This window comes from Myxococcus llanfairpwllgwyngyllgogerychwyrndrobwllllantysiliogogogochensis, from assembly GCF_006636215.1.
GTDB classification, from domain to species: Bacteria; Myxococcota; Myxococcia; order Myxococcales; family Myxococcaceae; genus Myxococcus; species Myxococcus llanfairpwllgwyngyllgogerychwyrndrobwllllantysiliogogogochensis.
The window spans coordinates 42,931-67,781 of sequence record NZ_VIFM01000031.1; the positions used below are offsets into that span (position 1 = coordinate 42,931).

The following is a 24,851-nucleotide window of genomic DNA, read 5'->3' on the forward strand; positions in this document are numbered from 1 at the left end:
GGACACACATGGATTCGCATTACGACCAGGTGATGAAGGCCCGCGAGGGCGCGGACCCGAACGCGAAGCGGCTGTACTTCGCGTATTCGACCATCCTGGACCGGGCCGCGTTCGACGAGTGGAAGCAGCAGCACTCGTACGGGTTCTTCGAGCTGCCGGAAGGGCGGCTGGCGGAGGCGGTGGACGTGGACCTGGTCTACGACTTCCCGTCGCGCTGGTGGGGCGGCCGGGTGGCGGGGCTGGCGGATGCGACGGGAGGCCAGGTGTTCGGGCGCCTGTTCGAGATTCGCGGCCAGGACTGGCCCATCGTCCAGCACAAGGAAGGCTTCGTGACGGGCATGTGCGTCGAGCGCGCGGTGAAGGTGCTCGTGGACGGGCAGGAGGTGGAGGCCACGGCCTTCGTCACCAACCCGAGGCGTGCCGCGCAGGACGGCCCGGTGAGCCCTCGCTTCGTGGAGGCCCTGGTGCGGGGCGCGCAGGCTGCCGGGCTCCCGGCGGACTACGTGGAGCGGCTGAAGCGCGGCGGGGCCTGACGGCGGCCGGACGCGAGGGGAAGCGGGGCACCGTGCCATTCCGGGCGGCGGTGCCTAGATTCTTCCCGCGTCCATGTTCTTCTTCTTCTCGAACCGACTGGGCTGTCTGGGCAGCATCCTCGTTTCCGTGGTGCTGAGCGCGCTGCTGTACTTCCTCTTCATGCGGGCCTGAGTTCGCCCGGCGCTCGCCAATCGTCAGGGGCTGGTGCAGGCCAGGCGGTCACGGTTTTCCGCGCCAGAGGTCGTCCTCGTCCTCGTTCTCGAGCGGGTGGACGGTGACCATCGTTCCATCCTTGTCCGGGGTGCTCCGGGTGGCCTCGGATTCAGCCGGGGTGTGTGGCGCACGCTCGGAGAAGCTGTCGCCCTGAAGCTGCCGCTGGCGTTGCTCGCTGGTGCCGCCATATCCCTCGGCGATCTTCTTTCGGGCCATCGTGCGTTCCTCTCGCTGGGGTGTCGTCCCATACGCTGGGGGCGACCAAGCGGGTCCGCAATGCATGGCCGCGTCATGGCGCCTGCCCTGGCTCGGGTGGCCTGGAGGGGGACCGGGCGCCGGGCCTCGCCGCTCAGATCACGCTACGATCTCAAGACCCATGCCTACATGAACACGTGGACAGTTGTTTCCAGCCCCTGGCTCCGCCCGGATTGTCGAGGAATCATCAGGAGTTGAGGTCTCCTTGGCGTGAAATCGGGAGCTTGCGGAGACCTGAACATATCAACAGTGGGTCCGAAGTTCCTCCGCAAGCCGAAGCCAGCCGATCACGTCATGATCGGCGGCACTAAAACTCTCGCGCCTACATGCTCGGATGATCAGTGGTTTTCGCCCCACTGCTCAGGCCTTTCACGCCCAAGCGAGGGCTCGGTCGAATGGCTGTGCCTACATGCCTGGATGTTCAGGGATTTCCCAGAGCCGCCACGCTCGACGCCATGAAACAAAAAGTCAATCACAGACGCGGCGCGCGTGTCTGTGATTGACTTGTTTGCAGTCGAATGTCTGTCTTTATCCCGGCGTGAACCACAAGACAGACAGCGGGGGCAGGGTGAGCAACGCGGAAGCCGGCTGTCCATCCCAGCCCGTGGCCTCCGTGTGGAGCTGCCCCATGTTGCCCGTGTTGGAGCCGCCGTACTCGCCCGCGTCGGAGTTGAGCACCTCGACGTAGTTGGTCTGGAGTGGGAAGCCGACGCGGTATTTCTCGCGCACGGTGGGGGACAGGTTGGCCACGCACACCACGTGACGGCCGGGCTGTCGCGAGCGGCGGACGAAGGCGAGCACGTTCGACGACGCGGAGTCCGGCTGGAGCCACTGGAAGCCCACGGGCTCGCTGTCCGCGTCGTACAGCGCCGGCAGCTCCTTGTAGATGCGGTTCAGCCTCGCGACGAGGCGCTGGATGCCCTGATGTCCCGGGTCCTGCGTCAGGTGCCAGTCCAGGCTCTTGTCGTGGTTCCACTCGGCCGGCTGGCCGAACTCGCCGCCCATGAAGAGCAGCTTCTTGCCCGGGTGCGCCCACATCCACGCGAACAACGAGCGCAGGTTGGCGCGCTTCTGCCACGGGTCTCCCGGCATGCGCCCGTACAGGCTGCCCTTGCCGTGCACCACCTCGTCATGGCTCAGCGGCAACATGAAGTGCTCGCTGAAGGCGTACAGCAGGCCGAACGTCAGCTGGTTGTGGTGGTACTGCCGGTAGATGGGGTCCTTGGAGAAGTACGACAGCGTGTCGTGCATCCACCCCATGTTCCACTTGAAGTGGAAGCCCAGTCCGCCCTCGCTGACGGGGGAGGAGACCTTGGGCCACGCGGTGGACTCCTCGGCGATGACCACGACGCCCGGGTGCTTGCGGCGCACGGTGTCGTTGAGCTCGCGCAGGAACTGGATGGCCTCTTCGTTCTCCCGGCCGCCCCAGCGGTTGGGGATCCACTCGCCCTGCTTGCGGCTGTAGTCGAGGTAGAGCATCGAGGCCACCGCGTCCACGCGCAGACCATCGATGTGGTACTCCTCAATCCAGAACAGCGCGTTGGCGATGAGGAAGTTGCGGACCTCGTTGCGGCCGAAGTTGAAGACCAGCGTGCCCCAGTCCGGCTGCGCGCCCTTGCGCGGATCCGCGTGCTCGTACAGTGCCGTGCCGTCGAACTCGCCCAACGCGTGCGCGTCCCGGGGGAAGTGGCCGGGCACCCAGTCGACGATGACGCCGATGCCCTCCTGGTGCAGGTGGTCCACCATGAAGCGGAAGTCGTCGGGGTGGCCGAAGCGCGCGGTGGGCGCGTAGTAGCCACTGACCTGGTAGCCCCATGAGCCACCGTAGGGATGCTCCGACACGGGCAGCAGCTCCACGTGCGTGAAGCCCATGTGCTTGACGTACTCGGCCAGCGCGGGCGCCAGCTCCCGGTACGTCATGGGGCGGTCCCCGTCCTCCACCACCCGGCGCCAGCTGCCCAGGTGGACCTCGTAGACGCTCCACGGCTGGTGCGCGACGTCGGACTTCTGGGTGCGCGACTCCAACCACGCGCCATCTCCCCACCCGTACCGTCCCAGGTCATGCACCACGGACGCGGTGGCTGGAGGCACCTCGGCGCGGAAGGCGAACGGGTCCGACTTCAGCACGCGCGGCCCACCCTGGCCGGGGCGAATCTCGAACTTGTAGCGCGCGCCTTCTCCGACCTCCGGAACGAACAGCTCCCAGATGCCCGACGCGCCCATGCGCCGCATCGAGTGCAGCCGTCCATCCCAGCTGTTGAAGTCACCGACGACGGAGACGCCCGCCGCCGTGGGCGCCCACACCGCGAAGGACACGCCGCGCGTGCCATTGTGGTGGATGAGGTGCGCGCCCATGCGCTCCCAGAGCCGCTCGTGGCGCCCCTCACCCGCGTAGTACAGGTCCATCTCCCCCAGCGTGGGAAGGAAGCTGTACGAGTCCCGCAGGGTGAAGACGCGCTTGCCGGGGTACTCCACCTCCAGCAGATAGCCGAAGGTCTTGTCGCGTCCGTTGACGCGAGCCTCGAAGACGCCGTCCTGACGATGCGTCATCGGGACACGGCCTCCGAACTCCGGGAGGACGTGGATGGCCACGGCGTCCGGGCGGAAGGCGCGAATCACCACGCCGTCACCGTCCGGGTGGATGCCCAGCACGGAGTGGGGCTCCGGGTGCCGCAGCTCCACCACGCGCCGAAGCTCCGCGTCGACCTGTGCCTTGTCCGCCGGCTTCCTCACTGGGCCTCCTCCATCCTCAAGAGGGCCTCGACGGGGATGCGCACCCAGTCAGGCCGGTTCTGCATCTCATACCTCACTTCGTACAGGAGCTTCTCCAGCTCGAACGCACGCAACATCGTCTCGAATGCCGCCGTGTCCGTGGGCAGGAAGGTCGCTCCCTGGGTCGCCTTGCGATAACCCTCCAGGAATGCCTCCCGGCTGGGGCCCACGCGTCCTCGCGGCGCGCCTCCCTCCAGCGCCACCGTGGCCTCCGCGTAGTCGAACGAGCGGAGCATCCCCGCCACGTCCCGCAGCGGGCTGTACTTCTCGCGCCGCGACGTGAAGCTGCGCGCCGGCTCCCCCTCGAAGTCGAAGATGAGCCACTGCTCGTTGGCCCGCAGCACCTGACCCAGGTGCAAATCCCCGTGGATGCGAATCTTCTGTCCGGAGGGCGCCACGTGGGCCAGCCGCCTCGCGTACTCGATGAGGCCCTCGCGGCGCCCCTCCAGGTCCGGGTGCAGCCGGCCCGCCTCGGCCAGCGTCACGCCCAGCTCTCCGACGATGGACGCGCTCCATCGCTGCAAGTCCTCCTGGAGCAACGGCTCCGGAGCGAAGGCCGCGTCGTCCATGGGCGCCGAGCCGAAGGCCTGGTGCAGGTCTCCCAGCCGCCCGCCCAGCTCCTCCATCTCGCTGAGAAAGCGCTCGCCCAGGGGGCGCTCCTGGCGCAGCCGGTCCAACGTGTACTTCCACCCATCCACCGCGTCGGGGACGAAGCGATGTGCCAGCGCGAGCGTGGCGCTGGCGGCGCCCTCCAATCGCAGCGCCCCCAGCAGCGCGGGCGTGGCCCGGAACGTCGTCCGCGTGGCGAGGAAGCGCCCGACCTCGTGCTCCGGGTTCACCCCCGCCTCCAGCTTGCGGATGACCTTCACGATGACCTTCTCACCCAGCACGATGGAGGTGTTGCTCTGCTCCACCATCAGCCGGCGCACCGAGAGCGGGGAGGGGAGGCCCAGCAGGCCCTCCGGCCCTCCAATCCATTCTCCCACCACGCGGCCCGACGCGGAGGGGAGCTGGGCGCCGTCGCGGATGAGGTCGAACAGGGCGCGCAGACAGCCATCATCCTCCAGCGCGTCCTTGACGCCTTCCGCCGAGGGCTTCACCGGCAGGAGGTAGCGCTCGGGTTGGCCCAGCTCGTAGACGACCTCCACCACGGCGAGCGACAGGCTGCACGGCGTGGCGTCCAGGTTCGCGTGGTCCACCACGCTGACCTGCTTGATGGGCCAGGCCTTGCCGGCGAACCAACGCTGGCTCTTGAGGTACTCCGGCAGCTTCGTCAGGTCCAAGGTCGTCATGCGCGGCTTCCTCCTCCCGGCAGCGGCTGGTCCAGCCGAAACCACAAGAACATGTAGGGGCCCATCGACAGCTGGTAGGGCAGCTCGCTGATCCGCGGGAAGGGCGTTTCGCCAATCATCTCCACGGGCACCTTGCCTTCCCAGTCCCGCAGGTCCATCACGGCGGGCTGCGCGAAGCGCGACAGGTTGCACACCACCAGCACCGTCTGGCCTTCCCACTCCCGCACGAAGGCCATCACCTTGCGGTTCTCCATGGGCAAGAAGCGCAGCGTCCCCAGGGAGAACACGGGGTAGCGCTGGCGGATGCGAATCATCCGCTTCACCCAGTGCAGGAGGCTGGACTTCACCCGCTCCTGCGCCTCCACGTTGATGGACTGGTAGCCATAGACGGGGTCCGCGATGACGGGCGCGTACAGGCGCGCGTAGTCCGCCCGGCTGAAGCCCGCGTTGCGGTCTCCCGTCCACTGCATGGGCGTGCGCACGCCGTTGCGGTCGCCCAGGTAGATGTTGTCCCCCATGCCAATCTCATCGCCGTAGTAGAGGACCGGCGTGCCGGGCAGGGTGAACAGCAGGCTGTGCATCAGCTCGATGCGCCGGCGCCCGTTGTCCATCAGCGGCGCGAGCCTGCGGCGGATGCCCAGGTTGATGCGCATCCGAGGGTCCGTGGCGTACTCCCGGTACATGTAGTCCCGGTCCTCGTCCGTCACCATCTCCAGCGTCAGCTCGTCGTGGTTGCGCAGGAAGAGGGCCCACTGACACGACTCCGGGATGTCCGGCGTCTGCTGCATGATTTCGACGATGGGCGTGCGGTCCTCGCGGCGGATGGCCATGAACAGTCGCGGCATCACCGGGAAGTGGAAGCCCATGTTGAACTCGTCGCCGTCGCCGAAATAGACGCGCACGTCGGCGGGCCACTGGTTGGCCTCCGCGAGCAGCATCTTCCCGGGGTACTCGGCGTCGATGGTCTTCCGCAGGCGCTTGAGGAAGGCGTGCGTCTCCGGAAGGTTCTCGCAGTTGGTGCCCTCGCGCTCGAACAGGTAGGGCACCGCGTCGCAGCGGAAGCCGTCCACGCCCATGTTGAGCCAGAAGCGCATCGCGTCCAGCATCGCTTCCTGAACTTGAGGGTTGTCGTAGTTCAGGTCCGGCTGGTGGCTGAAGAAGCGGTGCCAGAAGTACTGCTTGGCCACCGGATCCCACGTCCAGTTGGAGCGCTCGGTGTCCGTGAAGATGATGCGCGCGCCCTTGTACTTCTCGTCCGTGTCGCTCCAGACGTACCAGTCGCGCTTGGGGCTCTTCGGGTCGCTGCGCGCCTCCTGGAACCAGGGGTGCTGGTCGCTGGTGTGGTTGACCACCAGCTCGGTGATGATGCGGATGCCGCGCTTGTGCGCCTCCTCCACCATCCGCTGGAAGTCGGCGAGCGTGCCGTAGTCCGGGTGGACGCCGTAGTAGTCCGCGATGTCGTAGCCGTCATCGCGCAGCGGAGAAGGGTAGTGGGGGAGGATCCACAGGCAGTCGATGCCCAGGTCCTGGAGGTACGGGAGCTTCTCGATGAGGCCCGGGATGTCGCCATGCCCGTCGCCGTTGGAGTCGTGGAATGCTCGGAGGTGCAGCTCGTAGATGAGGGCCTTCTTGTACCAGAGGGGATCCAGGTCCATACGCCTCTCGGGTTGTCACTCGTAGTAGTCGAACGCGTGCTCGGTACGGCGGAAGCGGTAGACGGCCCAGACGGCCGCGGGCTGTTCGGGCGTCAGGCGCACCTGCACGTCCGAGCCTTGCCACAGGGAGCGCTGATCCGTCATCAGCTCGTGCACCTGATAGGTCTCGTCCGCGTTCGCGCCAAGCCATTCCAGCGGAAGTCGCAACAGCGCCTCCTGCGGCGCGTATGGATCCAGACTCACCGCGACCAGCACGGTGCTGGTGCCGTCCGGGGTGCGCTTTCCGTAGAAGAGGACCCGCTCGTTGTCGGACTCGAAGAAGCGCAAGCTGTCGTAGGTGTGCAGCGCTGGCTGCGTCAGGCGCGCGTGGTTGAGCCGCGCGATCCAGTCCCGGATGTTGCCCGGCCGGTCCGCGTCCCACGCGACGAGCTGGTACTTCTCCGAGTCCAGGTACTCCTCCTTGCCAGGCAGCGGGCGGCCCTCGCACAGCTCGAAGCCGCAATACATCCCGTAGACCGAGGAGAGCGTCGCGGCAAGCGCCGCGCGCAGCCGGAACGCGCCGGGCCCCGCGTTCTGCAACAGCTCCGGAAGGATGTCCGGCGTGTTGGGCCAGAGGTTGCCGCGGAAGTAGTCGGACACGGGCGGCTGGGTGATTTCCTCCAGATACTCCTGGAGCTCGCCCTTGAAGTTGCGCCACGTGAAGTACGTGTACGACTGGGTGAAGCCCACCTTCGCCAGGGCCTTCATCACCTTGGGCCGGGTGAAGGCCTCGGAGAGGAAGAGCACATCGGGGTGGCGCTCCTGCACGCGGCGGATGAGCCACTCCCAGAACTGGATGGGCTTGGTGTGCGGATTGTCCACGCGGAAGGTCCGCACGCCCTGCTGCACCCAGTGCAGTACGACGGACTCCAGCTCCGTCCAGAGCGACTCGCGCGCGGGGCCCATCCAGTCGAAGTTGACGATGTCCTCGTAGCGCTTGGGCGGGTTCTCCGCCGTCTTGATGGTGCCGTCCGGACGGCGCTGGAACCACTCCGGATGCTCCTTCACATAAGGGTGGTCCGGAGAGCACTGGTACGCGAGGTCCAACGCCACCTCGATGCCGTACGACTGCGCGGCCTGCACGAAGTGACGGAAGTCCGCCAGCGTGCCCAGGCTCGGGTGCACCGCCTTGTGGCCCCCCTCCGCCGCGCCGATGGCCCACGGACTGCCCACGTCCTCCGGGCCCGCCTTGAGGCTGTTGTTCTTCCCCTTGCGCGCGGTGCGGCCAATGGGGTGGATGGGCGGCAGGTAGATGACGTCGAAGCCCAGGCCCTGGATGTACGGCAGCCAGGCCTCCGAATCCTGGAACGTCCCGTGCGTGCGCCCATCGCGCTTTGCCGAGCGGGGGAAGAACTCGTACCAGGCCCCGAAGCGCGCCTTGAGCCGGTCCGCGAACACCTCCAGCTCCGGCTCGTGCCGCCGCGCCAGCGCGCGGTCGGGATACGTGGACGCCACCGTGGCCAGCTCCGGCGCCAGCGCCACGGCCACCAGGTCCGGTGTCGGGGGCTGACGCATCCGCACCGCGGCCTCGGTGAGCACCCGCGCGTCGGCCGCGTCCACCGGGCGCGCTCGGGCCGCCGCGCCTTCCAGCATGGCCGCGCCCTCCAACAGCTCGCTGCGCACGTCCCGGCCCGCGTCGACCTTGCGCTTCAGCTCCGACGTCCAGGTCCGGAAGAGATCCGGCCAGGCTTCAATCGTGTACTGGTAGCGGCCATTGCGAGCCAGGGGGAACTCCGCCTCCCAGGCGTCGTTGCCGAGCGGGCGCATGGGGACCTCGCGCCAGTCGGTCTGCTGTTCCTGGGGAGAGGCCTGTCGCCAGCGGACGACGGCGACGAGGACGTCATGGCCCTCCTTGAAGATGTCGGCGCGGACGGTGAGGCTCTCCCCGGCGACACGCTTGACGGCGTGGCGGCCGCCGTCGAGCTGGGGCTTGACTCCCTCGATGAACACGCTCCCGATTCGATCTTTCATATCGGCTCGCGGCCCTTATAGGTCTGAGGTGGGGTGAAGCTGGGCGGCGTGTCGCGGGGTGCGTTGATGAAGGACGACTGGCGCGTCGGCCGCGTTGGCTCGTGAACGTTAGGGACGGGGTCTGGGGACGCCCACCCGTTGGCTTCAAAGGGGCTGGCTGCCCGGCTGCCCATACATGAAGCTGGGATCCGCACCTCGGGTTGCGGTATCCGGGAAATACATGGCGCTTCCTCCACCCTCCGCTCAGCGGGCGAGCGACCCCGCCGCCGACAGGGCCCTGCTCCAGCAGGTCGCCCTGGGCAGCGGCGTGGCCATGCGGGAGGTCTACGCGCGCTGCGGAGCCCGGGCCTTTGCGGTGATGCTGCGGCTGTTGCCTTCCCGAGCGGACGCGGAGGAGGTGCTCCAGGAGGCCTTCCTCGAGGTCTGGCGGCGCGCCCGTGACTTCGACCCGGACCGCGGCGGGCTGGAGACCTGGGTGGCGACCATCGCTCGCACGCGCGCCATCGACCGGCTGCGCTCCATGGGCACCGCCGCTCGAGTCGCCGAGGGCTCCGCCCATGAGCCGCCTCCGATGAGCGCGACGCCTCCCGCTCCGGACGACGCGACGTCACAGGGCCAGGACCGCGTGCGGGTGCGCAGGGCGATGATGACGCTGCCTCCCGAGCAGCGCGAAGTGGTGGACCTGGCCTACTTCGAGGGCCTGTCGCAGCGGGAGATCTCCGAGCGCACCGGAGACCCCCTGGGCACGGTGAAGACCCGGGCGCGGCTGGCCCTGGAGAAGCTCGCGGACCTGCTCCGGGACGAGCGCGGCCCGGCGGACTGAGGAGCGGCTGGCTCTCGTTAAGGGAGTCTTAAGGTCCTCGGTATACCGTGGGCGTTCATTCATCCATTCATGACGGCACCGTGGTGACCGGGTGGGAGGAGGCGAGCGGGACATGGGGGAGCGAATCCTGCTGGTGGAGGACGACGCTCGGCTCGGCGCGCAGATTGTCGAGCAGCTGAGGGGCGCGGGCTTCGAGCCGCTGTGGTGGACGGAAGGCCGCGCGCTGCTGCCCGGGGAGCTTCCCGACGTGGGCCTGGTGGTGCTGGACCTGATGCTGCCGGGGACGTACGGCCTGGACATGCTCAAGGCGCTCCGGAGCTTCTCGGAGGTGCCGGTGCTCATCCTGAGCGCGCGCAACGACACGCTGGACAAGGTGCGTGCGCTGAAGCTCGGCGCGGATGACTACCTGACGAAGCCCTTCTGGCCGGAGGAGCTCATCGAGCGGGTGCGCGCGCGGCTGCGCCGGCCGGTGCTCCAGAAGGCGGACGCGGTGCTGGAGTTGGGGCTGTTGCGCGTCGACTTCCAGGCGCGGGAGGTCCGCGTGGAGGGGCGGGTGGTGGAGTTGACGCGGGTGGAGTTCGAGGTGCTCGCGGCGTTGGCCCGCAGGCCTCGCGAGGCGGTGACGCGGCAGTGGCTGGTGGAGCACGTGTTGGATCCGGAGCGCGAGGGGACGGAGCGGACGCTGGACGTGCACGTCTCGCGGCTGCGGCGAAAGCTGGCGCCGGCGCAGTGTGTGGAGACGGTGTGGGGCGTGGGTTATCGACTGGTCGCGGGAGACGGTTCGTGAAGCTCCGCCTGCGCCTGGCGCTCACGGCGATGGCGGCGGTGCTGCCTGTCGTGGTGGCGATGGCGTACTTCCAGCAATCGCTCCGGGAACGCTCGCAGGAGGAAGTGCTCGAAGCCTCCACGCTGGCGCAGATGCAGGTGGAACGCACGCGCTGCGAGGCCTCGCCCGAGACGTGGCGACCTCGCCCGTTCGAGCGACCCGCGCCGCCCGGGCGTCCTCCGCCGGATGGTCTGGGGTCTCGAGGTGGAGCTGACAACGGACGACCACCACCGCCTCCGAGGAGGGCTGGGGACGATGATGCGCTGCCACCGCGCGGGGAACCACTGGGTGCATTGGCGAGGGATGAGGCACTCCCGTCTCGTGGGGACCCGATGCCGAGAGCGACGGTGCTCGGTGAGGCACGTCCACTCGACGAGGATCCTCCCCCGACAAGGCCCCCAGGCCGACCGCCGCGTCCAAGCGGCAGCGACGCCTTCGATGGACCGCCGCCTCGTCCGGGAGGAAGCGCCGCCTTCGATGGGCCACCGCCTCGCCAGGGAGGAAGCGACGCATTCGATGGACCACCGCCTCGTCCGGGAGGAAGCGACGCCTTCGATGGGCCACCGCCTCGTCCGGGAGGAAGCGACGCCTTCGATGGGCCACCACCGCCTGGAAGGGAAGGGCGGGCCCCTCCTCGGGTGCTCTATTTTCCCTATGACGCCCAGCTCACTTCCCGGAACCCTCGGGCGCCCGTGCTGACAGCGGAGGTTCGTGAGGACGCGCTCGAAGGGGCGACGGTCGCCTGGCGCTCGGAGCTGGATGGGCGGCGGGTCCTCGACCTGCTGGTGCGCATGTCCTGGGACGAAGGTCCGTGCGCCTTTGTCCTCGCCCGTCGTGTGGAGCCTCCGGGGCCTTCGCCGTTCTTCCTCCCACCGCTCAAGGACTGGAGCCTGCTTGTGTCCATCGTCGTCGCGGCGGTGGTGCTGGCCCTGGGCCCGGTGGTGCGCCGCATCCGCATGCTCACCGAGGACGTGCGTGCGTCCGCGCGCAGCGGCTACGAGCAGCCCGTGTCCGTGCGCGGCCATGATGAGATCGCCGACCTCGCCCGGGCCTTCCAGGAGGCTCGCGCGGAGATCCAGGCGCGGATGGCGCACCAGGAAGCACGCGAGCAAGGCCTGCGGGACTTCCTCGCCAACACGACCCATGACGTGATGACGCCGCTCACCGTGCTCCAGGGCAACCTGTCCGCGATGCAGCAGCGCCTCTCCCGAGGCGAGCCCGTGTACGCGGCCGAGGTGTCCTCCGCCATGAGCGAGGCGCACTACATGGCCTCGCTGGTCCACAACCTCACCGCGGCGACGCGATTGGAGGCTGGCGCGCCGCACGTCCAGCGCGCGCCCGTGGACCTCAACGACGTGATTGCTCGAGTCCTCGGTCGCCATCAGCCCATCGCCCGGCAACAGCGCATCTCCCTGGAGAGCGGCGTCCCCGCGACGCCCGTTCGAGTGCTCGGTGACGTGACGCTCATCGAGCAGGCCGTCAGCAACGTCGTGGGCAACGGCGTGCGCTACGGCCGCGAGGAGGGGCACGTGGCTGTCGTGCTGGAGAGCACCCGTGAGGGGCGCTTCGTGCTCCGCGTCATCGACGACGGGCCCGGCATCTCCGAAGAGGAGCGAGCGCGAATCCTCGAGCGAGGCGTCCGAGGAACCGTCGCGCGCACACGGGCCCCGGAAGGACAGGGGCTGGGCCTGCACATCGCCCACCACGTCGCGCAGGTCCACGGCTGGGCCCTGACGTTGAACCCGTCCGAGTATGGCGGGCTCGAGGTGTGCTTCTTGGGGGAGATGCTGGCTCCTGACAAGGACTCGGCGCCGCGCGCTCCGCACGCCTGAGGGGACGCGGCGTCAGGAGCTGAGCAGGTCGTCACTGTCGCTGCGGACGTACCAGCGCTTGTCGCGAAGCCGCTTCAGGTAGTCGGTGAGGTAATCCTCCAACGAGGGTGCCTTCGCCTCATCGAGGGGCCCCGCGTATTCGGACCAGCGCAGCACCTGTCCACGCCGACCGGCCGGGCCCGGGGTGAGGTCCACGCAGAGCGCCTCGCCGTGGTCGTTCTTCGCGAACGGAATCCAACCCGCGCTCCACCACGTCCGGGTGAGCTCCTTCTGGCCCTTGGTGAGATCCAAGGGCTTGGACTTCGCGAACGCTCCGCTCTCACGGTGGGTCTCCAACTGTGTCCAGAGGTCGGTGATCTCCTTCACGCTCAGCACCTGATACGTGAAGAAGGACAGGCCCTGCTTCTTGTCCGGTGCGCCCCCGCCGAAGCGGAGCAGGAACGCCTGGAGGTCCGCGGGCAGCTCCGCCCCCACGCTCTTCTCCAGCGCGTCCACCTGCTGCTGGGACGCGGATTTCGTGCGGGCGAAGCGCTGCGCATAGGGCGCGTGGTGCTCCTCGTACCAGGCTCCCAGTTGGTTCGAGAGCGCCTCCACGCGCTCGGCGGCGGTGCCCACCCTCGACGGCTCGGGAGCCGTCACCGGGGCAGTCGCGGTTGCCTCGGGATCATCCGGCTCCTCGTCGCCGTACAGTTCGATGCGTCCGGTCTCAAGTCCCTCCAGGTAGTGCTCGAAGAATGCGTCCATGGACGGGGCATAGGGGCTCAGGGGGCCGCCGCGAATCTCCCAGCCGATGACCTGTCCACGCTTTCCTTCCGGGCCGGGGTCCAGGTCCACGCACTTGAGGTTGCCCCCACCGTCCTGCGCGAAAGGCACCCAGCCGGGGTGCCACCAGGTCCACTTCACGTCCTTCTGGGACTTGGACAGTTCATGGGGCTCGGCCTTCTTGAAGGTGCCTTTCTCCACCAGCTTCCGAAGCCCCTTCCAGGTGCTCAGAATCTGGTCGACGGGAAGCACTTCGTACTCGGAGACGGACAGTCCGGGCGTTCCCGCCGGGGCACCGCCTCCGAAGCGGAGGAGGAACGCGCGGAAGTCCAGGGGCAGCGGGGTCCCAATCGCCTTCTCCAGGGCAACGACGCGTGCCTCGGTCGAGGGGCGCGTACTCGCGAGTTGCTCGGCGTAGGTCGGGTTGCGTCTGGCGGCCCACGCGCCAATGCGCTTCCAGACGCTCTCCGCGCGAAGCGAAGCCGCCTGCTCCAGCGTGGGGCTTCCCGCGGCGAGCAGGCGCTTCTCCACCCGCGTATTCCCACGGCCGTTCGCGGTATCGATGGGGTAGTAGCCCCCCGCGTTCGCGGCCTTCGGGTCCGCCCCTGCTTCGAGCAGCAGCGTGGTGAACTTCACGTCCTCGAGGCTGGCCGCATAATGGAGGGCGTACCAGCCGCGCGCGTTGGGCTGGTTCGGCTTCGCTCCCGCGCGGAGCAGCGCGCCCAGCACCACCAGGGATGGATCTCCGAAGATCTCATCCAGATCGAGCGCCATCGTCAGCGCCGTGTTGCCATCGCTATCCGTCGTCCTGACTTTGACGTCGACGCCCTTGGAGATGAGCCGCTCGGCCACCGGGACGTTCCCGTAGCGGACGGCCTGCATCAGCACCGACCTGCCGTTGGCGTCGACCGCGTTCACCTGGGCGCCGTGCTCCAGCAGCAGCTCGAACAGCTCGGGTTGCTCCTTGTAGTCGACGGATAACATCAGCGGCGTCTCGCCACGACCGTTGGGAATATTCGGGTTCGCGCCCGCGCGCAGCAGCGTCTTCAGGACCTCCGCGGAGGGCTCCTCGTTGGTCTCCTGGTTGAGCAGGTCGGTGAGCACCGTGGAGCGGGCCTCGTCCTTCCACTGGTGGTTGACGTCGGAGCCCCTGGCGATCAGCAGCTTCACCAGCTCCACGCCGTCGTCACCTGTTTGAGCGGTGGCGAAGCCGAGGGGCGTGGCGGAGTCCGAATCCAGCCCCTTCACATCCGCGCCCGCGTCCAGCAGGAGTCGGGCGACGTCGAGGTTTCCCTCTGCGCACGCCGTATGGAGCACGGGATAACCCTCGTCGTCGCTCACGTTGGGGTCGGCCCCATCCGCCAGGTGCCTGGCCACCGCCTTGGCGTTCGACTTCTTGACGGCGGAGAGCAGCGCGGCGTCTGGCTTCGACAGCTTCTTCTTGGGTGACATGGGGGGCGCTCCAGGGCAGTCGTCCTTCTCAACGCTTCCCCGTCGGAAATGTCGCGGTGGAAACGGTCTCAGGAGAAGCGCGCGAGGAACGCCGCGAGCACGGGCCCTCCACGTCGAGCCTCCTCGGGTGAGCCCGGCCCTCCTTCCCGGAGCTGGGCGCGAAGGTCTTCCATCGCGGGCTTCATGGCCTCGAAGGCCTCCATGGCCTGCTCGGCGTTGTCGAAGAACCGGTGGTGGAGGAGCCACCCCGTGACAGAGCAGGTGATGGCGTGGAAGGAGCGGGAGTCGTCCACTTCGTACGTGAGGCGCAGCTGGCCCTCCTGGTCCTCATCCCGAGCGATGGTGCCGCCCTGGGTGCCCATCCAGCCCAGGGACGTGCCGCCGTCATAGGAGGTCCAGGGGGCGCTCGGTTGTGGTGACATCGCTTCTCCTCGGGAGCCTGGGTGGGCACTCCACGCGAACAGTGTTTCACGAAGGCGCGAGCCGGGGCACATCACCCGAGTGGCCGAGGTGGCGCTTCGCGGGTGCATCGGTGCCCGGTCGGAAGTCCCATCGCTGGCCATCGCAACCCATGCGCGGGTTGCGCGTCCCCCCGCGCCGGCCCACGTTTTCCATAGGTTCCCCTGGCTGACGCAGTGCCGCCGGAGGGGGCGGGTCTCGCGTTCAGTCCGTCACGAGCGTGAGGCCCCTGGTCGAGTCGAGACGAGGGGGCCCGCGTCATGCCAGTCGAACCGTCCAATCCATCGCGCTCGCCATCGCCCATTCGGTCGCCCGAAAAGCGAGACCGTCAGTGGCGCATGCAGGGGCCGGCATGGCGCCGAGCACTCGCCATCCTCTCCGCCATCCTCATCGCGGTGGCCGCGGAGCTGTACCTGAGCGTGCTGGTGGGAAGGCGGCTGTCGATGCTGCTCGTCCTCGCGCTCGTGTGTCTGGTCGGTGGCGTGCTCGTGTTCGGCTATCTCCTCCTCACGGAGCGCGGCGCCTGGGAGATGTCGACCCGGAAGGCGCCCTGGAGGTGGCGGCGCGAGGACGGAATGCGGCCCGAGGAACGCGCTCTCGAATCGTCGTCACCCGACGGCGTGGCCGAGGCACGGGCGGAGCAGGTCGCTTCCTCCTCGGAGGAGGACCCACGCTTCTCCACCCAGGATGGGGGCGAGACGTCCTCGACGGCCACTGGCGCGGGCTTCGTGGACACGCCAGGTCCCCGGAAGCGCGCGCTCATCCTGATTGGCGGGGGACTGCGCGCGGCATGGCAGGCGGGGGCGATTCGAGCGCTGGAGGACGCTGACCTCGGCTTTCATTTCGCGGATGCGACGTCGGCGGGGTCCCTCAATCTGGCGATGCTGTTGTCCGGAGCGTCGCCCGGGGAGGCGTGCGCGCGGTGGAGGACGCTGTCCGTGGAAGACTTCCTCGCCCATGCGGTGCCAAGGAAGACGCTGGACGTGCTTCATGTCGAGCCGCTCGGAGACCCGGAGAAGGTGCTCCGGCGAGTCTTCCCCCATCTGGGAATCGACCTTGGAGCCATCCGCGCCAGCTCCCTCGTGGAAGGCACCTTCCATGTCTGCGACTTCGAGCGGAAGACGGACGTGGCCATTCCCCATCGGGACCTGGACCGGGAGCTGCTGCTGGCGGCCATCTCTCCCCCCATCCTCATGCCACCGGTGGAGCGGGACGGCACGCTCTACACGGATGCCTTGTGGACTCAGGACACCCACCTGCTCGATGCCGTCCGCCGGGGCGCGAACGAACTCTGGGTGCTGTGGTGCCTGGGCAACACGCCCGTCTATGACGATGGCCTCTACGAGCAATACGCCTACCTGGTGGAGATGAGCACCAACGGCGCGCTGTTCGCGCAGCTTCGCGTCATCCAGGACCTCAACGAGCGCATCGACGCAGGGGAGGTCGTGCCCGGCCACCAGCGTCCCATCGCCGTCCACCTCATCAAGCCCGAGCGTCCGCTCGCGCTCGACCCGGACCTCTACGCGGGTCGCGCCACGGCGGCGACCCTCATCGACATGGGCTACTCGGACACGTGGCGCTACCTCGACGTGTGCGGTGCGCAGGGGCTGCCGCTCACGCCTGAGATGACCCGGACCACGGAGCCCTCACCCGACCTCACCTTCGTGGAGTCCCTCACCGGCCTCTTCTCGATGGGCGTCACCGACCCCACGCAAGGGGCCCTGCATCCAGGCGCCCAGCCGATGACCATCCACTGCACCATCAGCGTCGGTGACCTGGATGCCTTTGTCAGTGATGTGAAGTGCTCGGCGCGACTGGTGGCGCGGTTGAGCTTCGCGCCGTTCGGCGAGGACCTGCCGGTGCGACGAGGAAGCTTCAACATCTTCCGCCCCTCGGACGCTCCCAGTTCGAGGGTGATGACGTATGGGCTGCGCTTCCCGCATCAAGGGCGCGACTACTTCCTGGAGGGGACGAAGGTCGTCGATGATCGACGGGGCGGGGACGCGTGGAAGGGCTCGACGCGGCTGCACTGCCAGCTCCACGCGGGGATGAACGCCCAGGGGCCCGTGGTGGGAGCCGGAGTCCTGACGCTCGGGGTGGGGCAGCTCCTGTCGCTCATCTCCAGCATGCAGCCCGCTCGGCGCGAGGGCGCGGGGACCACGGCCATGGATCGCTTCGGTCGGTTCTTCCTGGGGCCGCTGTGGGAACGGTACGCACCGCGGGCCCAGTGGGGCAGCACCCGTGAGGTCGTGCTGGAGGCCCACGGGCCAGAGGAGCCACGGGCCCAGGCGTGAGTCAGAGGACATCTTCGACCCAGGTGGGGAAGGGTGCCCGGGAGAAGACACCCGATGGCGGCTTGCGCCATCCGAGGAACAGTGCGGAGCGGCGCGGTTTGTGTGGCGACCGCCAACGGCCTAACCTGCCATGTCCATGAAGGCGATCCTCGTCTCCCTCTTCCTGTTGGGCTCCACTCCCGAAGCCTCCACGCCGGCGCTCCCGCCGGAAGCGCTCGCGGCGCCGCCCATCTCCGACGACTCTCCGACAGCCTGGGCCTGCACCGTCGACACGCTCCGCGAGGGCAAGGAGTGCGTCTTCGAATCGGACGCCGCCGCCAGCGCGTCCGGTGCCGAACAGGCCACCGCGAACCGCAAGCTGCTCAAGGACATCTCCCGCGCCCTGTGCACGGAGGCGGTGGGCAATGCCCGTGAGGGTCGCACCGACGCGACGCTCATCGCGCTCTGTGAGCGCCGCTACGTCGCCGCCGCGGACCAGTGCGGGCTCGCGGGAGGCACGCCCATCGTGGACGCCAAGGGCCGTTTCGCTCCTGGGGCCCGGACCTGCTACCGCGGACTCTCCAGCGTCCTGCAGGAAGTCCAGCTCATGGCCACGGTGGCCGCGCCGTGCTGCGAGTGCGCCGCGCGTCGAGGGTGCCCCGGCACGGGAGACCGGTGCTACGCGGACGTGTCCCAGCAGCAGACCTCGCCCGCGACGCTCGCGTGCCTGAGTGAGCGCTGCGAGGACGTGTGCTCCGTCGTGCTGCCCGCGCCGACCGGCGCTTCTTCCGCCTCGCCCACCGCCCGTGAGCAGCAGCGCTCCTCGCGCTCGGGCTCCGCCTCGCTCTAGGAGTCAGCTCCATGCGCCACCATCCCTGGACTCTTCCGACCTGGGCCCTGTTGGGCTCGCTCGCCGCCGGTTGCGGGGCATCCCACTCCCACGTCACGTGGGCGGACTCCCAGCCTCGCGAGGACGCCCCGCTCACCCCGAAGGCCGCGGAGGCGCCGCCGCCCAGCGCGTCCGCCGACCCCAAGGCCTTCGCCGCGCGCTACCCCAATCCGGCGCTGTGTGAAGCCGCCGCGCGCAGGCTCCAGGCGGAGTCGCGGGACGAAGGCTGGGCGGGTCTCAAGGCCTGCATCGAGCTGACGCCCTTCACCCAGATTCGCGCGCTGTTGAGCGGCGCCTGGTCGGAGGACCTGCGCGTGCGTCCCGAGGCCGCCTCGCTCATCGCCCGGGTCGTGGCCCAGCGCGGAGGCAGCGTGTCCGGCGAGCTCCAGTACCTCCAGGAGCGGAAGATCCCCATCTTCTCGCTCGCGTCCGCGGTCGAGCGTCCCGACACGTACAAGGGTCGCTACGTGTTGCTGCGCGCCCGCGTGGCGGACCAGCGCTCCGAAGGGGAGAAGCCCACCGTGTGGCTCGTGGAGCACACGCTGGCCTCGGTGGAGACGAATGCGCCGGTGGGTTATGGCGAGAGCTACGACACCACCACCACGACGTCGGGAGACCTGGGCGGGCAGACGCAGCTCACCGGGCCGGGCCGGCTGGGCGGCAGCGTGAGCACGCGGGAGCGCGGCAACAGCTCCACGACGCGCAAGCACTACGACAACATCTCCGACGAGACGGGCCAGGAGGCCCTGGGGCGGCTGCAGGGCGCGGATCCATTCCTGGAGGCCCGCCGCGACTACGTGTTCCTGGCGCGGTTCGACGGTGTGCGGCTCACCTCGGGAGGCACCGATGACGATGCCGAGGCGCCCCGCATCCCGGTGCTGACCATCGTCAGCTACCATTCGCCCCAGCCGCTCGTCGTCTACTGAGCCGCTGGCGCTTCGAGCGCGGATAAAAAACGAGGCGCCGGGAACATGTCCCGACGCCTCGCCTGGGGAGCTGGCCCCGCGCCAACCCCACCTGATTCGAAAACCCTCGGAGAAAATCTGGGCCTTCAGGCGGGAGACCTCCGCCCCCGGGGATCGGCCACGCTGCACGTGGATTTTTCCTTCCCACGTGAGGGCCGTGCCCGGAGTCCCTGTGGGCAGGGGTAGGCGCGGGAGTGTTCGCGGGGCCTACTGGGGCTGGGCGCCACTCACGACGAAGGCCTGGGTGCTGTCGCGGCCGGAGGCGAGCTGCACCGTCACCGGGTCACCGGGCGTGGTGGAGATGCTCACGCTCGCCGGGGACTCCACGTCCACCTGGAACGTGCCCGGGATGAGGAACTTGAAGGTGGCCTCGAAGGTGCCGTCCGCGTTTTCATCGGTCAGCGGAAGCGTCTCGCGGCTGCCCGCGTCGTTGATGAGCACCGCGTGGAAGTCCGCGAGCGTCACCGCGGTTCCTTCCACCGTGGGGAGCACCACGCCGGCGCCGAGCTTCACCTCGACGGTGATGCTCGCGGACGCCGTCACCTCGGCCGCCTTGATGACGGGGCTCATCACCCAGCGGCCGGAGTTGCCCGCCTCCTTGCCAAAGCTCTGCGCCACGTCGAAGTCGACCAGGAGGATCTTCTGCTCGCCCTCGATGGTCAGCTTCTCGTCGAACTTCACCTTCAGCCCCGACGAGCCGTAGCTCGGCATGTGGAGCTGGCCGGCGACGACGGCGCCCTCGGGAAGTCCCGCGTAGTTGTTGGAGGTGGCGAAGATGGACGTGGAGCCATCCGCGTTCTTCGTCTCCAGGTAGCCGCCGGTGATGACGAAGCGAAGCTGGGAGTAGTCCCCGTCGGGAACGACGGCCTCGGAGACGAGCTCGGAGGTCGAGTTGGCCAGGTCCAACAGGCTGACGGTGACGGGCTCGTCGCGCAGGACGACGCGGCCGCCTTCCTCGTCGCCACCCTGGAGATAGATCTGCGAGATGGTGACCACCGCGGTCTCCACGCCGTCGCCGGGGGCATCGGTCAGCAGGATGGAGACTTTTCCGTCTCCGCTACCACAGCCCATCAGTGGCAATAGCAATGCGATGGCGAACCCCGCGACGAGGTTCGCACGGCGAGCATGAGTCAACATGGGGGGCTTGCTCCGGCAGGGGGCCGTGAAGACAACGGGCCGTTTCGACCGAAAATGACTCACGCCGGAGCCCATCGGCCACACGCGGAATTTCAGCCTTGGCTGCCCGCAGGGGCTGTAGGTGGAGAATTCCGGGATGTCCTGGGCAGGCGAGTCCTGAGGCTCACCCACCGTGGAGCCAGGGCTCACGGTGGGCGAGAGTCGCCCGTCGACTCAGGGGCCGCCCGATTCGAGCCCGTGCTTGCGGAGCAGCTTGCGCAGATAGACGCGATCAATCCCCGCCTCGCGCGCGGCGCGCGACACGTTGCCCTCGCAGCGCTCGACGAGGTTGCGCAGGTAGTCGCGCTCGAAGCCCTCGATGAGTCGCTCCTTGGCTTCCTTGAACGGCAGGTCGAGCGCCAACGACTGGGTCGACTCGGAGTCGTCCTCCGGAGGTGGCACGGGCGCGGGCACGTCCGGAATGTCCGGCAGGGCCTCTTCACCCAGGCTCACCACGCGGTCCACCACGTTGCGCAGCTCGCGCACGTTGCCGGGCCACGGGTACTGCGTCAGCAGCGCGCGGGTGACGTCCGACAGCGCGCTGGGAGGCTTGCCCAGTCGCGCCAGCACGGTGTCGATGAGGAGCGGGATGTCGTCGGGCCGCTCGCGCAGGGGTGGCAGGACGACGCGCAGCACCGCGAGCCGGTGGAACAAGTCGCCGCGAAAGCGGCCCTGCTTCACCGCGCCCTCCAGGTCCTGATGCGTGGCGGCCACGACGCGCACGTGGAAGGTGCGGTAGTCATTGGCGCCCACGCGCTTCACCTGTCGGCGCTCCAGCACGCGCAGGAGGCGAGGCTGGACTTCCAGCGGAAGCTCTCCGACTTCGTCCAGGAAGAGGGTGCCGCCGTGGGCCCGCTCGAAGGCGCCGGCGCGATCACCGTGCGCCCCCGTGAAGGCTCCCTTCACATGGCCAAACAGTTCGCTTTCGAGCAGCTGCGGTGGAATCCCCGCCAGGTCGGCGATGACGAAGGGGCCCTTGCTGCGCATTCCATGTGTGTGGATGGCCTCCGCGCACAGCTCCTTGCCCGTGCCCGTTTCACCCTGGATGAGCACGTCCGACTCGCCCTGGGCCAGCCGCTCCAGCAGCGTGAAGACCTCCCGCATGCGTCGGCTGTTGCCCACCAGCCCCCCGAAGCTGCTGCGGGAGGAGAGGGGGAGGGCTCTCGTCTTCTCTCCCTCCGGAACCAGCTTCAGCTCGGTGGTACCCAGGGTCAGAGTTGCCCCTGGACGAACCTCCAACTCGGAGAAGCGCATGCCCTCGCAGAAGGAGCCGTTGCGTGATCCAGGGTCCACCGCGCGCACGCCGTCCTCACGGACCTCCAGGACGAGGTGCTGTCTGGACACGGAGCGATCCGGCAGGACGATGTCCGACGTCGCTTCAGAGCCCACGCGATAGCGCCCGGGCGCCAGCGGGTACGTCTTTCCTGCGTCCGGCCCCGACAGCACCGCCAGTTTCACCCGGAAGCGGGGGCTCCTGAGTGCCGGTAGGGCATCGGTTCGAACCAGCGCGTCATCCCCGTCCTCGTCTCCCAGACTTGCCACGGTGCACAACATAGCACGGGGAGACCCAGGAAGTTCGGGCTCCCAGGATTCTGCGGTAGGTTCCGGATTGATATGGCCTTGCAGCCCGGCGACAGGTTCGGCCGATACGAGCTGGTGTCATGGCTTGGTCGGGGGGGAATGGCGGAGACGTGGCGGGCCCGGTGGATGGGCGACGCTGGCGTCACCAAGTCCGTCCTCATCAAGAAAGTGCTTCCGGAGTTCGTGGCGGACGACGCCTTCGTGTCGATGTTCATCAACGAGGCGCGCATCTCCGCCACGCTGTCCCATGGCTGCATTGCCCAGGTCTTCGACTTTGGTCGGGTGGAAGGCCAGTACTACCTGGCCATGGAGTTGGTGGATGGGCAGCCGCTCCACCACGTCCTGAAGCGCGCGCTGAAGACGGGCCTGTCGCGGATGCCCATTCCCCTGGCGACGTACATCACGTTGGAGATGTGCCGGGGGTTGCACTACGCGCACACGCGCACGGATGACAAGGGCAAGCCCCTGGGCATCGTCCATCGCGACATCTCTCCGGACAATGTCCTCATCAGCTACGAGGGTCAGGTCAAGATCGTCGACTTCGGCATCGCCAAGGCGCAGCTGGCGCGCAACTTCATGACGGAGCCCGGGGTGGTGAAGGGCAAGTACCTGTATTTCTCTCCCGAGCAGGCGAGGGGATACGAGGTGGACGCCCGCTCCGATGTCTGGTCGACGGGCTTGGTGCTTTACGAGATGTTGGTCGGGCAGCCCCCCGTCAGCGGCACGCAGGCGGCGGTGATGATGCGCATGGCGCATGGGGAGTTTCCCTCGCCACGGGACGTGCGCGGGGACTTGCCTGTCGAACTGGACGAGCTCGTCATGAAGGCGCTGTCGGTGGACCTGTCGGCCCGGTACGAGTCGGCGAATGCGTTCGCGGATGCGCTGGCGGCGTTCCTCTATTCCCACGCTCCGCGGTTCTCGACGATGAACCTGGCGTACCTGGTCCGGGTGCTGTTCCGAGGGGACATGGCGCTGGAGGGGCGGGAGCTGTCCGTTCCGGCCTCGTTCATCGAGGAGCTGACCTTGTGGCGGGCGGGTGGGGCGCCGCCGGAGGTGCCGCCGAAGAAGGAGCGAGGGAAGAAGACCGCGTCGCGGGCCGAGACGGAGATGGACCTGGAAATGAGGTCCGATCAGCAACGGACGACGCGCAGGCTGTTGCCCGCCCTGGGAGTGGGCTCGGCCCATGCCACGGAGGAGACCCCCGAGACCCAGGAGCCAGAGGCGCTCGCCTCTTCCAGCGGAGGCCTTTGGGGTTGGCGGCTGATCCTGGGAATCGCAGCGGTGCTGGTGGGCGGGGCCGTGGTGTTCCATGGGTACAACATCGAGCCCGAGTCGGCTGTGATTCCGAGCTCGAATCCGATGGCTCCGTACCGTCCCCCTGGGGGATATCCCCCGGGCGCGACGAAGGCTGACGTGCTCCACGCAAGAGTCTTGCTCGACAGGGAGGACTTTCCGGGGGCGGCCTCCCTGGCGGAGAAGTGCCTCGCTGTCGTGCCGAATCATCCAGACTGTCTGTGGATCGCGGGGGCCAGCATGGTCCGCCTCAATCAATTGCCCGAGGCCGAGGTGCACTTCAAACGCCTTCTCACGGAGCACCGCGACCATCCTCTTGCTGAGACGGCTCGCGCGCTGATGGCGGAGACGAAGTCCCAGCGGAAAGACGGAACTCCGTCTGCCCCAACATCCCGTCCGTCTTCCGAGAGCACCCGAGTGGCTTCAGTGAATGCCACGCTTGCCGACGAGTGGGTCGAGAAGTTGGGGACTCTCATCAAGCAACAGAAATACCGAGAGGCGCTGGCGGCGGCCGAGCGCTGCATCGCCATCGCGCCCGAGAATCCCGACTGCCATCTGATGATGGGCATCATCCATGCTCGCTCACATAGGTTTGACGAAGGGGCCGCGCACTATCGACGTTTTCTCGAGCTGGCTCCTGCGGATCATTCGTACCGGAAAGGTGTCGAGCAGCAAGTCCGGGACTATGACAGCCGATCCGGTTCCCGATGACCTGATTCCCACCGTCTCCCGTCAGGACATCCGACAACTCCAGTCATGGCCCAGGACCGCAACGCACGCTTCGGTCGGTACGAACTCCTGGCCCTGCTGGGGCGTGGAGGCATGGCCGAGACGTGGCGCGCGAGGCTCGTTGGCGCGGCGGGCGTCACCAAGCCCGTCCTCATCAAGAAGGTCCTCCTCGAGCACGTGAACAACGAGGACTTCATCTCGATGTTCGTCCGCGAGGCCCGCATCTCCTCCACGCTGTCCCACGGCAACATCGCCCAGGTCTTCGAGTTCGGCCGGGTGGACGGCCAGTACTTCCTCGCCATGGAACTGGTGGATGGCCAGCCCCTCCACCGCGTCCAGAAGCGCGCGGCGAAGCTGGGCCTGTCCCAGTTGCCGGTGCCCCTGGCCACGTACATCGCCCTGGAGATGTGCCGGGGGCTGCACTACGCGCACACGCGCACGGACGACAAGGGCGCGCCGCTGAACATCGTCCACCGGGACATCTCCCCCGACAACGTCCTCATCAGCTACGAGGGCCAGGTCAAGATCGTCGACTTCGGCATCGCCAAGGCGCGCATGGCGCGCAGCTTCAAGACCGAGCCCGGCATCGTGAGAGGGAAGTACCTGTACTTCTCCCCGGAGCAGGCGAAGGGGCGCGAGGTGGACGCCCGCTCCGATGTCTGGTCCACCGGCCTCGTGCTGTACGAGATGCTCTGTGGACAGCCGCCCATCACCGGCACGCAGGCCTCGGTGATGCTGCGCATGGCCTATGGCGAGTTCCCCTCCCCACGGCAGGTGCGCGGAGATCTTCCCGTCGCGCTGGATGAGCTGATCATGAAGGCGCTGTCGGTGGAGCTGTCGACCCGCTACGAGTCCGCGAATGCCTTCGCCGACGCGCTGGCTGGCTTCCTGTATTCGGTCTCTCCACCGTTCTCGACCATGGACCTGGCGCAGTTGGTCCGGGTGCTGTTCCAGGAAGACCTCGCAGAAGAGGGCCGCGCGCTGTCCGTGACAAGCGCCTTCCACGAGGAACTCGAGGTCTGGCGCTCCCACGCCGCCAGGGTCCGCCCACCCCCGAAGC

18 protein-coding genes are annotated in these 24,851 nt (G+C 68.1%); 9 read left to right on the plus strand and 9 right to left on the minus strand.

The window, feature by feature from the left end; genetic code table 11:
* Positions 1 to 8: 8 nt before the first annotated feature.
* On the plus strand, positions 9 to 533 hold the full coding sequence (locus FJV41_RS10625; RefSeq protein WP_141642328.1) for a gamma-glutamylcyclotransferase: 525 nt from the start codon (positions 9 to 11) through the stop codon (positions 531 to 533).
* Between the two features lie 220 nt (positions 534 to 753).
* On the opposite strand, the gene FJV41_RS10630 is transcribed toward FJV41_RS10625, so the two are convergent.
* The 5 genes from FJV41_RS10630 to FJV41_RS10650 all read right to left on the minus strand — a co-directional run bounded on the left by FJV41_RS10630 (position 754) and on the right by FJV41_RS10650 (position 8,731).
* Positions 754 to 963 (minus strand): hypothetical protein, encoded by a 210-nt coding sequence (locus FJV41_RS10630; RefSeq protein ID WP_141642329.1) that lies wholly within the window; start codon positions 961 to 963, stop codon positions 754 to 756.
* Positions 964 to 1,530: 567 nt separating this feature from the next.
* Complete coding sequence (gene glgB, locus FJV41_RS10635) at positions 1,531 to 3,735, minus strand: 1,4-alpha-glucan branching protein GlgB (protein ID WP_141642330.1); 2,205 nt, start codon at positions 3,733 to 3,735, stop codon at positions 1,531 to 1,533.
* Positions 3,732 to 5,066 (minus strand): maltokinase N-terminal cap-like domain-containing protein, encoded by a 1,335-nt coding sequence (locus tag FJV41_RS10640; RefSeq protein WP_141642331.1) that lies wholly within the window; start codon positions 5,064 to 5,066, stop codon positions 3,732 to 3,734. The genes glgB and FJV41_RS10640 overlap by 4 nt, the downstream gene beginning before the upstream one ends.
* Positions 5,063 to 6,721 (minus strand): maltose alpha-D-glucosyltransferase, encoded by a 1,659-nt coding sequence (gene treS / locus FJV41_RS10645; RefSeq protein ID WP_141642332.1) that lies wholly within the window; start codon positions 6,719 to 6,721, stop codon positions 5,063 to 5,065. The genes FJV41_RS10640 and treS overlap by 4 nt, the downstream gene beginning before the upstream one ends.
* 15 nt (positions 6,722 to 6,736) lie before the next feature.
* Positions 6,737 to 8,731 (minus strand): alpha-1,4-glucan--maltose-1-phosphate maltosyltransferase, encoded by a 1,995-nt coding sequence (locus FJV41_RS10650; protein WP_141642333.1) that lies wholly within the window; start codon positions 8,729 to 8,731, stop codon positions 6,737 to 6,739.
* A 220-nt stretch (positions 8,732 to 8,951) separates the two neighbouring features.
* Between FJV41_RS10650 and FJV41_RS10655 the strand changes: the two genes are divergently transcribed.
* The 3 genes from FJV41_RS10655 (at position 8,952) to FJV41_RS10665 (ending at position 12,212) form a co-directional block, all read left to right on the plus strand.
* Complete coding sequence (locus FJV41_RS10655; RefSeq protein ID WP_141642334.1) at positions 8,952 to 9,554, plus strand: sigma-70 family RNA polymerase sigma factor; 603 nt, start codon at positions 8,952 to 8,954, stop codon at positions 9,552 to 9,554.
* A 112-nt stretch (positions 9,555 to 9,666) separates the two neighbouring features.
* Positions 9,667 to 10,341, plus strand: a complete 675-nt coding sequence (locus FJV41_RS10660) for a response regulator transcription factor (protein ID WP_141642335.1) — start codon at positions 9,667 to 9,669, stop codon at positions 10,339 to 10,341.
* A 731-nt stretch (positions 10,342 to 11,072) separates the two neighbouring features.
* Complete coding sequence (locus FJV41_RS10665; protein WP_246137141.1) at positions 11,073 to 12,212, plus strand: sensor histidine kinase; 1,140 nt, start codon at positions 11,073 to 11,075, stop codon at positions 12,210 to 12,212.
* Positions 12,213 to 12,224: 12 nt separating this feature from the next.
* Here the strand turns inward: FJV41_RS10665 and FJV41_RS10670 are convergent, their stop codons facing one another.
* Positions 12,225 to 14,426 carry an ankyrin repeat domain-containing protein gene (locus FJV41_RS10670; protein WP_141642336.1) on the minus strand — a complete coding sequence of 734 codons (2,202 nt, stop codon included), beginning with the start codon at positions 14,424 to 14,426 and terminating at the stop codon, positions 12,225 to 12,227.
* A 68-nt stretch (positions 14,427 to 14,494) separates the two neighbouring features.
* A complete protein-coding gene (locus tag FJV41_RS10675; RefSeq protein WP_141642337.1) occupies positions 14,495 to 14,848 on the minus strand; it encodes a hypothetical protein in 354 nt (117 codons plus the stop codon).
* A 375-nt stretch (positions 14,849 to 15,223) separates the two neighbouring features.
* Between FJV41_RS10675 and FJV41_RS10680 the strand changes: the two genes are divergently transcribed.
* The 3 genes from FJV41_RS10680 to FJV41_RS10690 all read left to right on the plus strand — a co-directional run bounded on the left by FJV41_RS10680 (position 15,224) and on the right by FJV41_RS10690 (position 18,973).
* On the plus strand, positions 15,224 to 17,179 hold the full coding sequence (locus FJV41_RS10680) for a patatin-like phospholipase family protein (protein ID WP_220137848.1): 1,956 nt from the start codon (positions 15,224 to 15,226) through the stop codon (positions 17,177 to 17,179).
* Positions 17,180 to 17,309: 130 nt separating this feature from the next.
* A complete protein-coding gene (locus tag FJV41_RS10685) occupies positions 17,310 to 18,008 on the plus strand; it encodes a hypothetical protein (protein ID WP_141642339.1) in 699 nt (232 codons plus the stop codon).
* A gap of 11 nt (positions 18,009 to 18,019) precedes the next feature.
* Complete coding sequence (locus tag FJV41_RS10690; protein WP_141642340.1) at positions 18,020 to 18,973, plus strand: hypothetical protein; 954 nt, start codon at positions 18,020 to 18,022, stop codon at positions 18,971 to 18,973.
* Positions 18,974 to 19,219: 246 nt separating this feature from the next.
* Here FJV41_RS10690 and FJV41_RS10695 read toward each other — a convergent pair whose 3' ends face one another.
* On the minus strand, positions 19,220 to 20,149 hold the full coding sequence (locus FJV41_RS10695; RefSeq protein WP_141642341.1) for a DUF4382 domain-containing protein: 930 nt from the start codon (positions 20,147 to 20,149) through the stop codon (positions 19,220 to 19,222).
* Positions 20,150 to 20,362: 213 nt separating this feature from the next.
* The gene (locus tag FJV41_RS10700) at positions 20,363 to 21,742 is read right to left on the minus strand and encodes a sigma 54-interacting transcriptional regulator (RefSeq protein WP_141642342.1); all 1,380 of its coding nucleotides are present in this window, start codon (positions 21,740 to 21,742) and stop codon (positions 20,363 to 20,365) included.
* A gap of 60 nt (positions 21,743 to 21,802) precedes the next feature.
* Between FJV41_RS10700 and FJV41_RS10705 the strand changes: the two genes are divergently transcribed.
* Together FJV41_RS10705 and FJV41_RS10710 are read left to right on the plus strand one after the other, a co-directional pair.
* Positions 21,803 to 23,773, plus strand: a complete 1,971-nt coding sequence (locus FJV41_RS10705; RefSeq protein ID WP_141642343.1) for a serine/threonine-protein kinase — start codon at positions 21,803 to 21,805, stop codon at positions 23,771 to 23,773.
* Positions 23,774 to 23,818: 45 nt separating this feature from the next.
* Positions 23,819 to 24,851: serine/threonine-protein kinase (locus FJV41_RS10710; protein ID WP_141642344.1), on the plus strand; the 1,033-nt coding region annotated here is incomplete at its 3' end.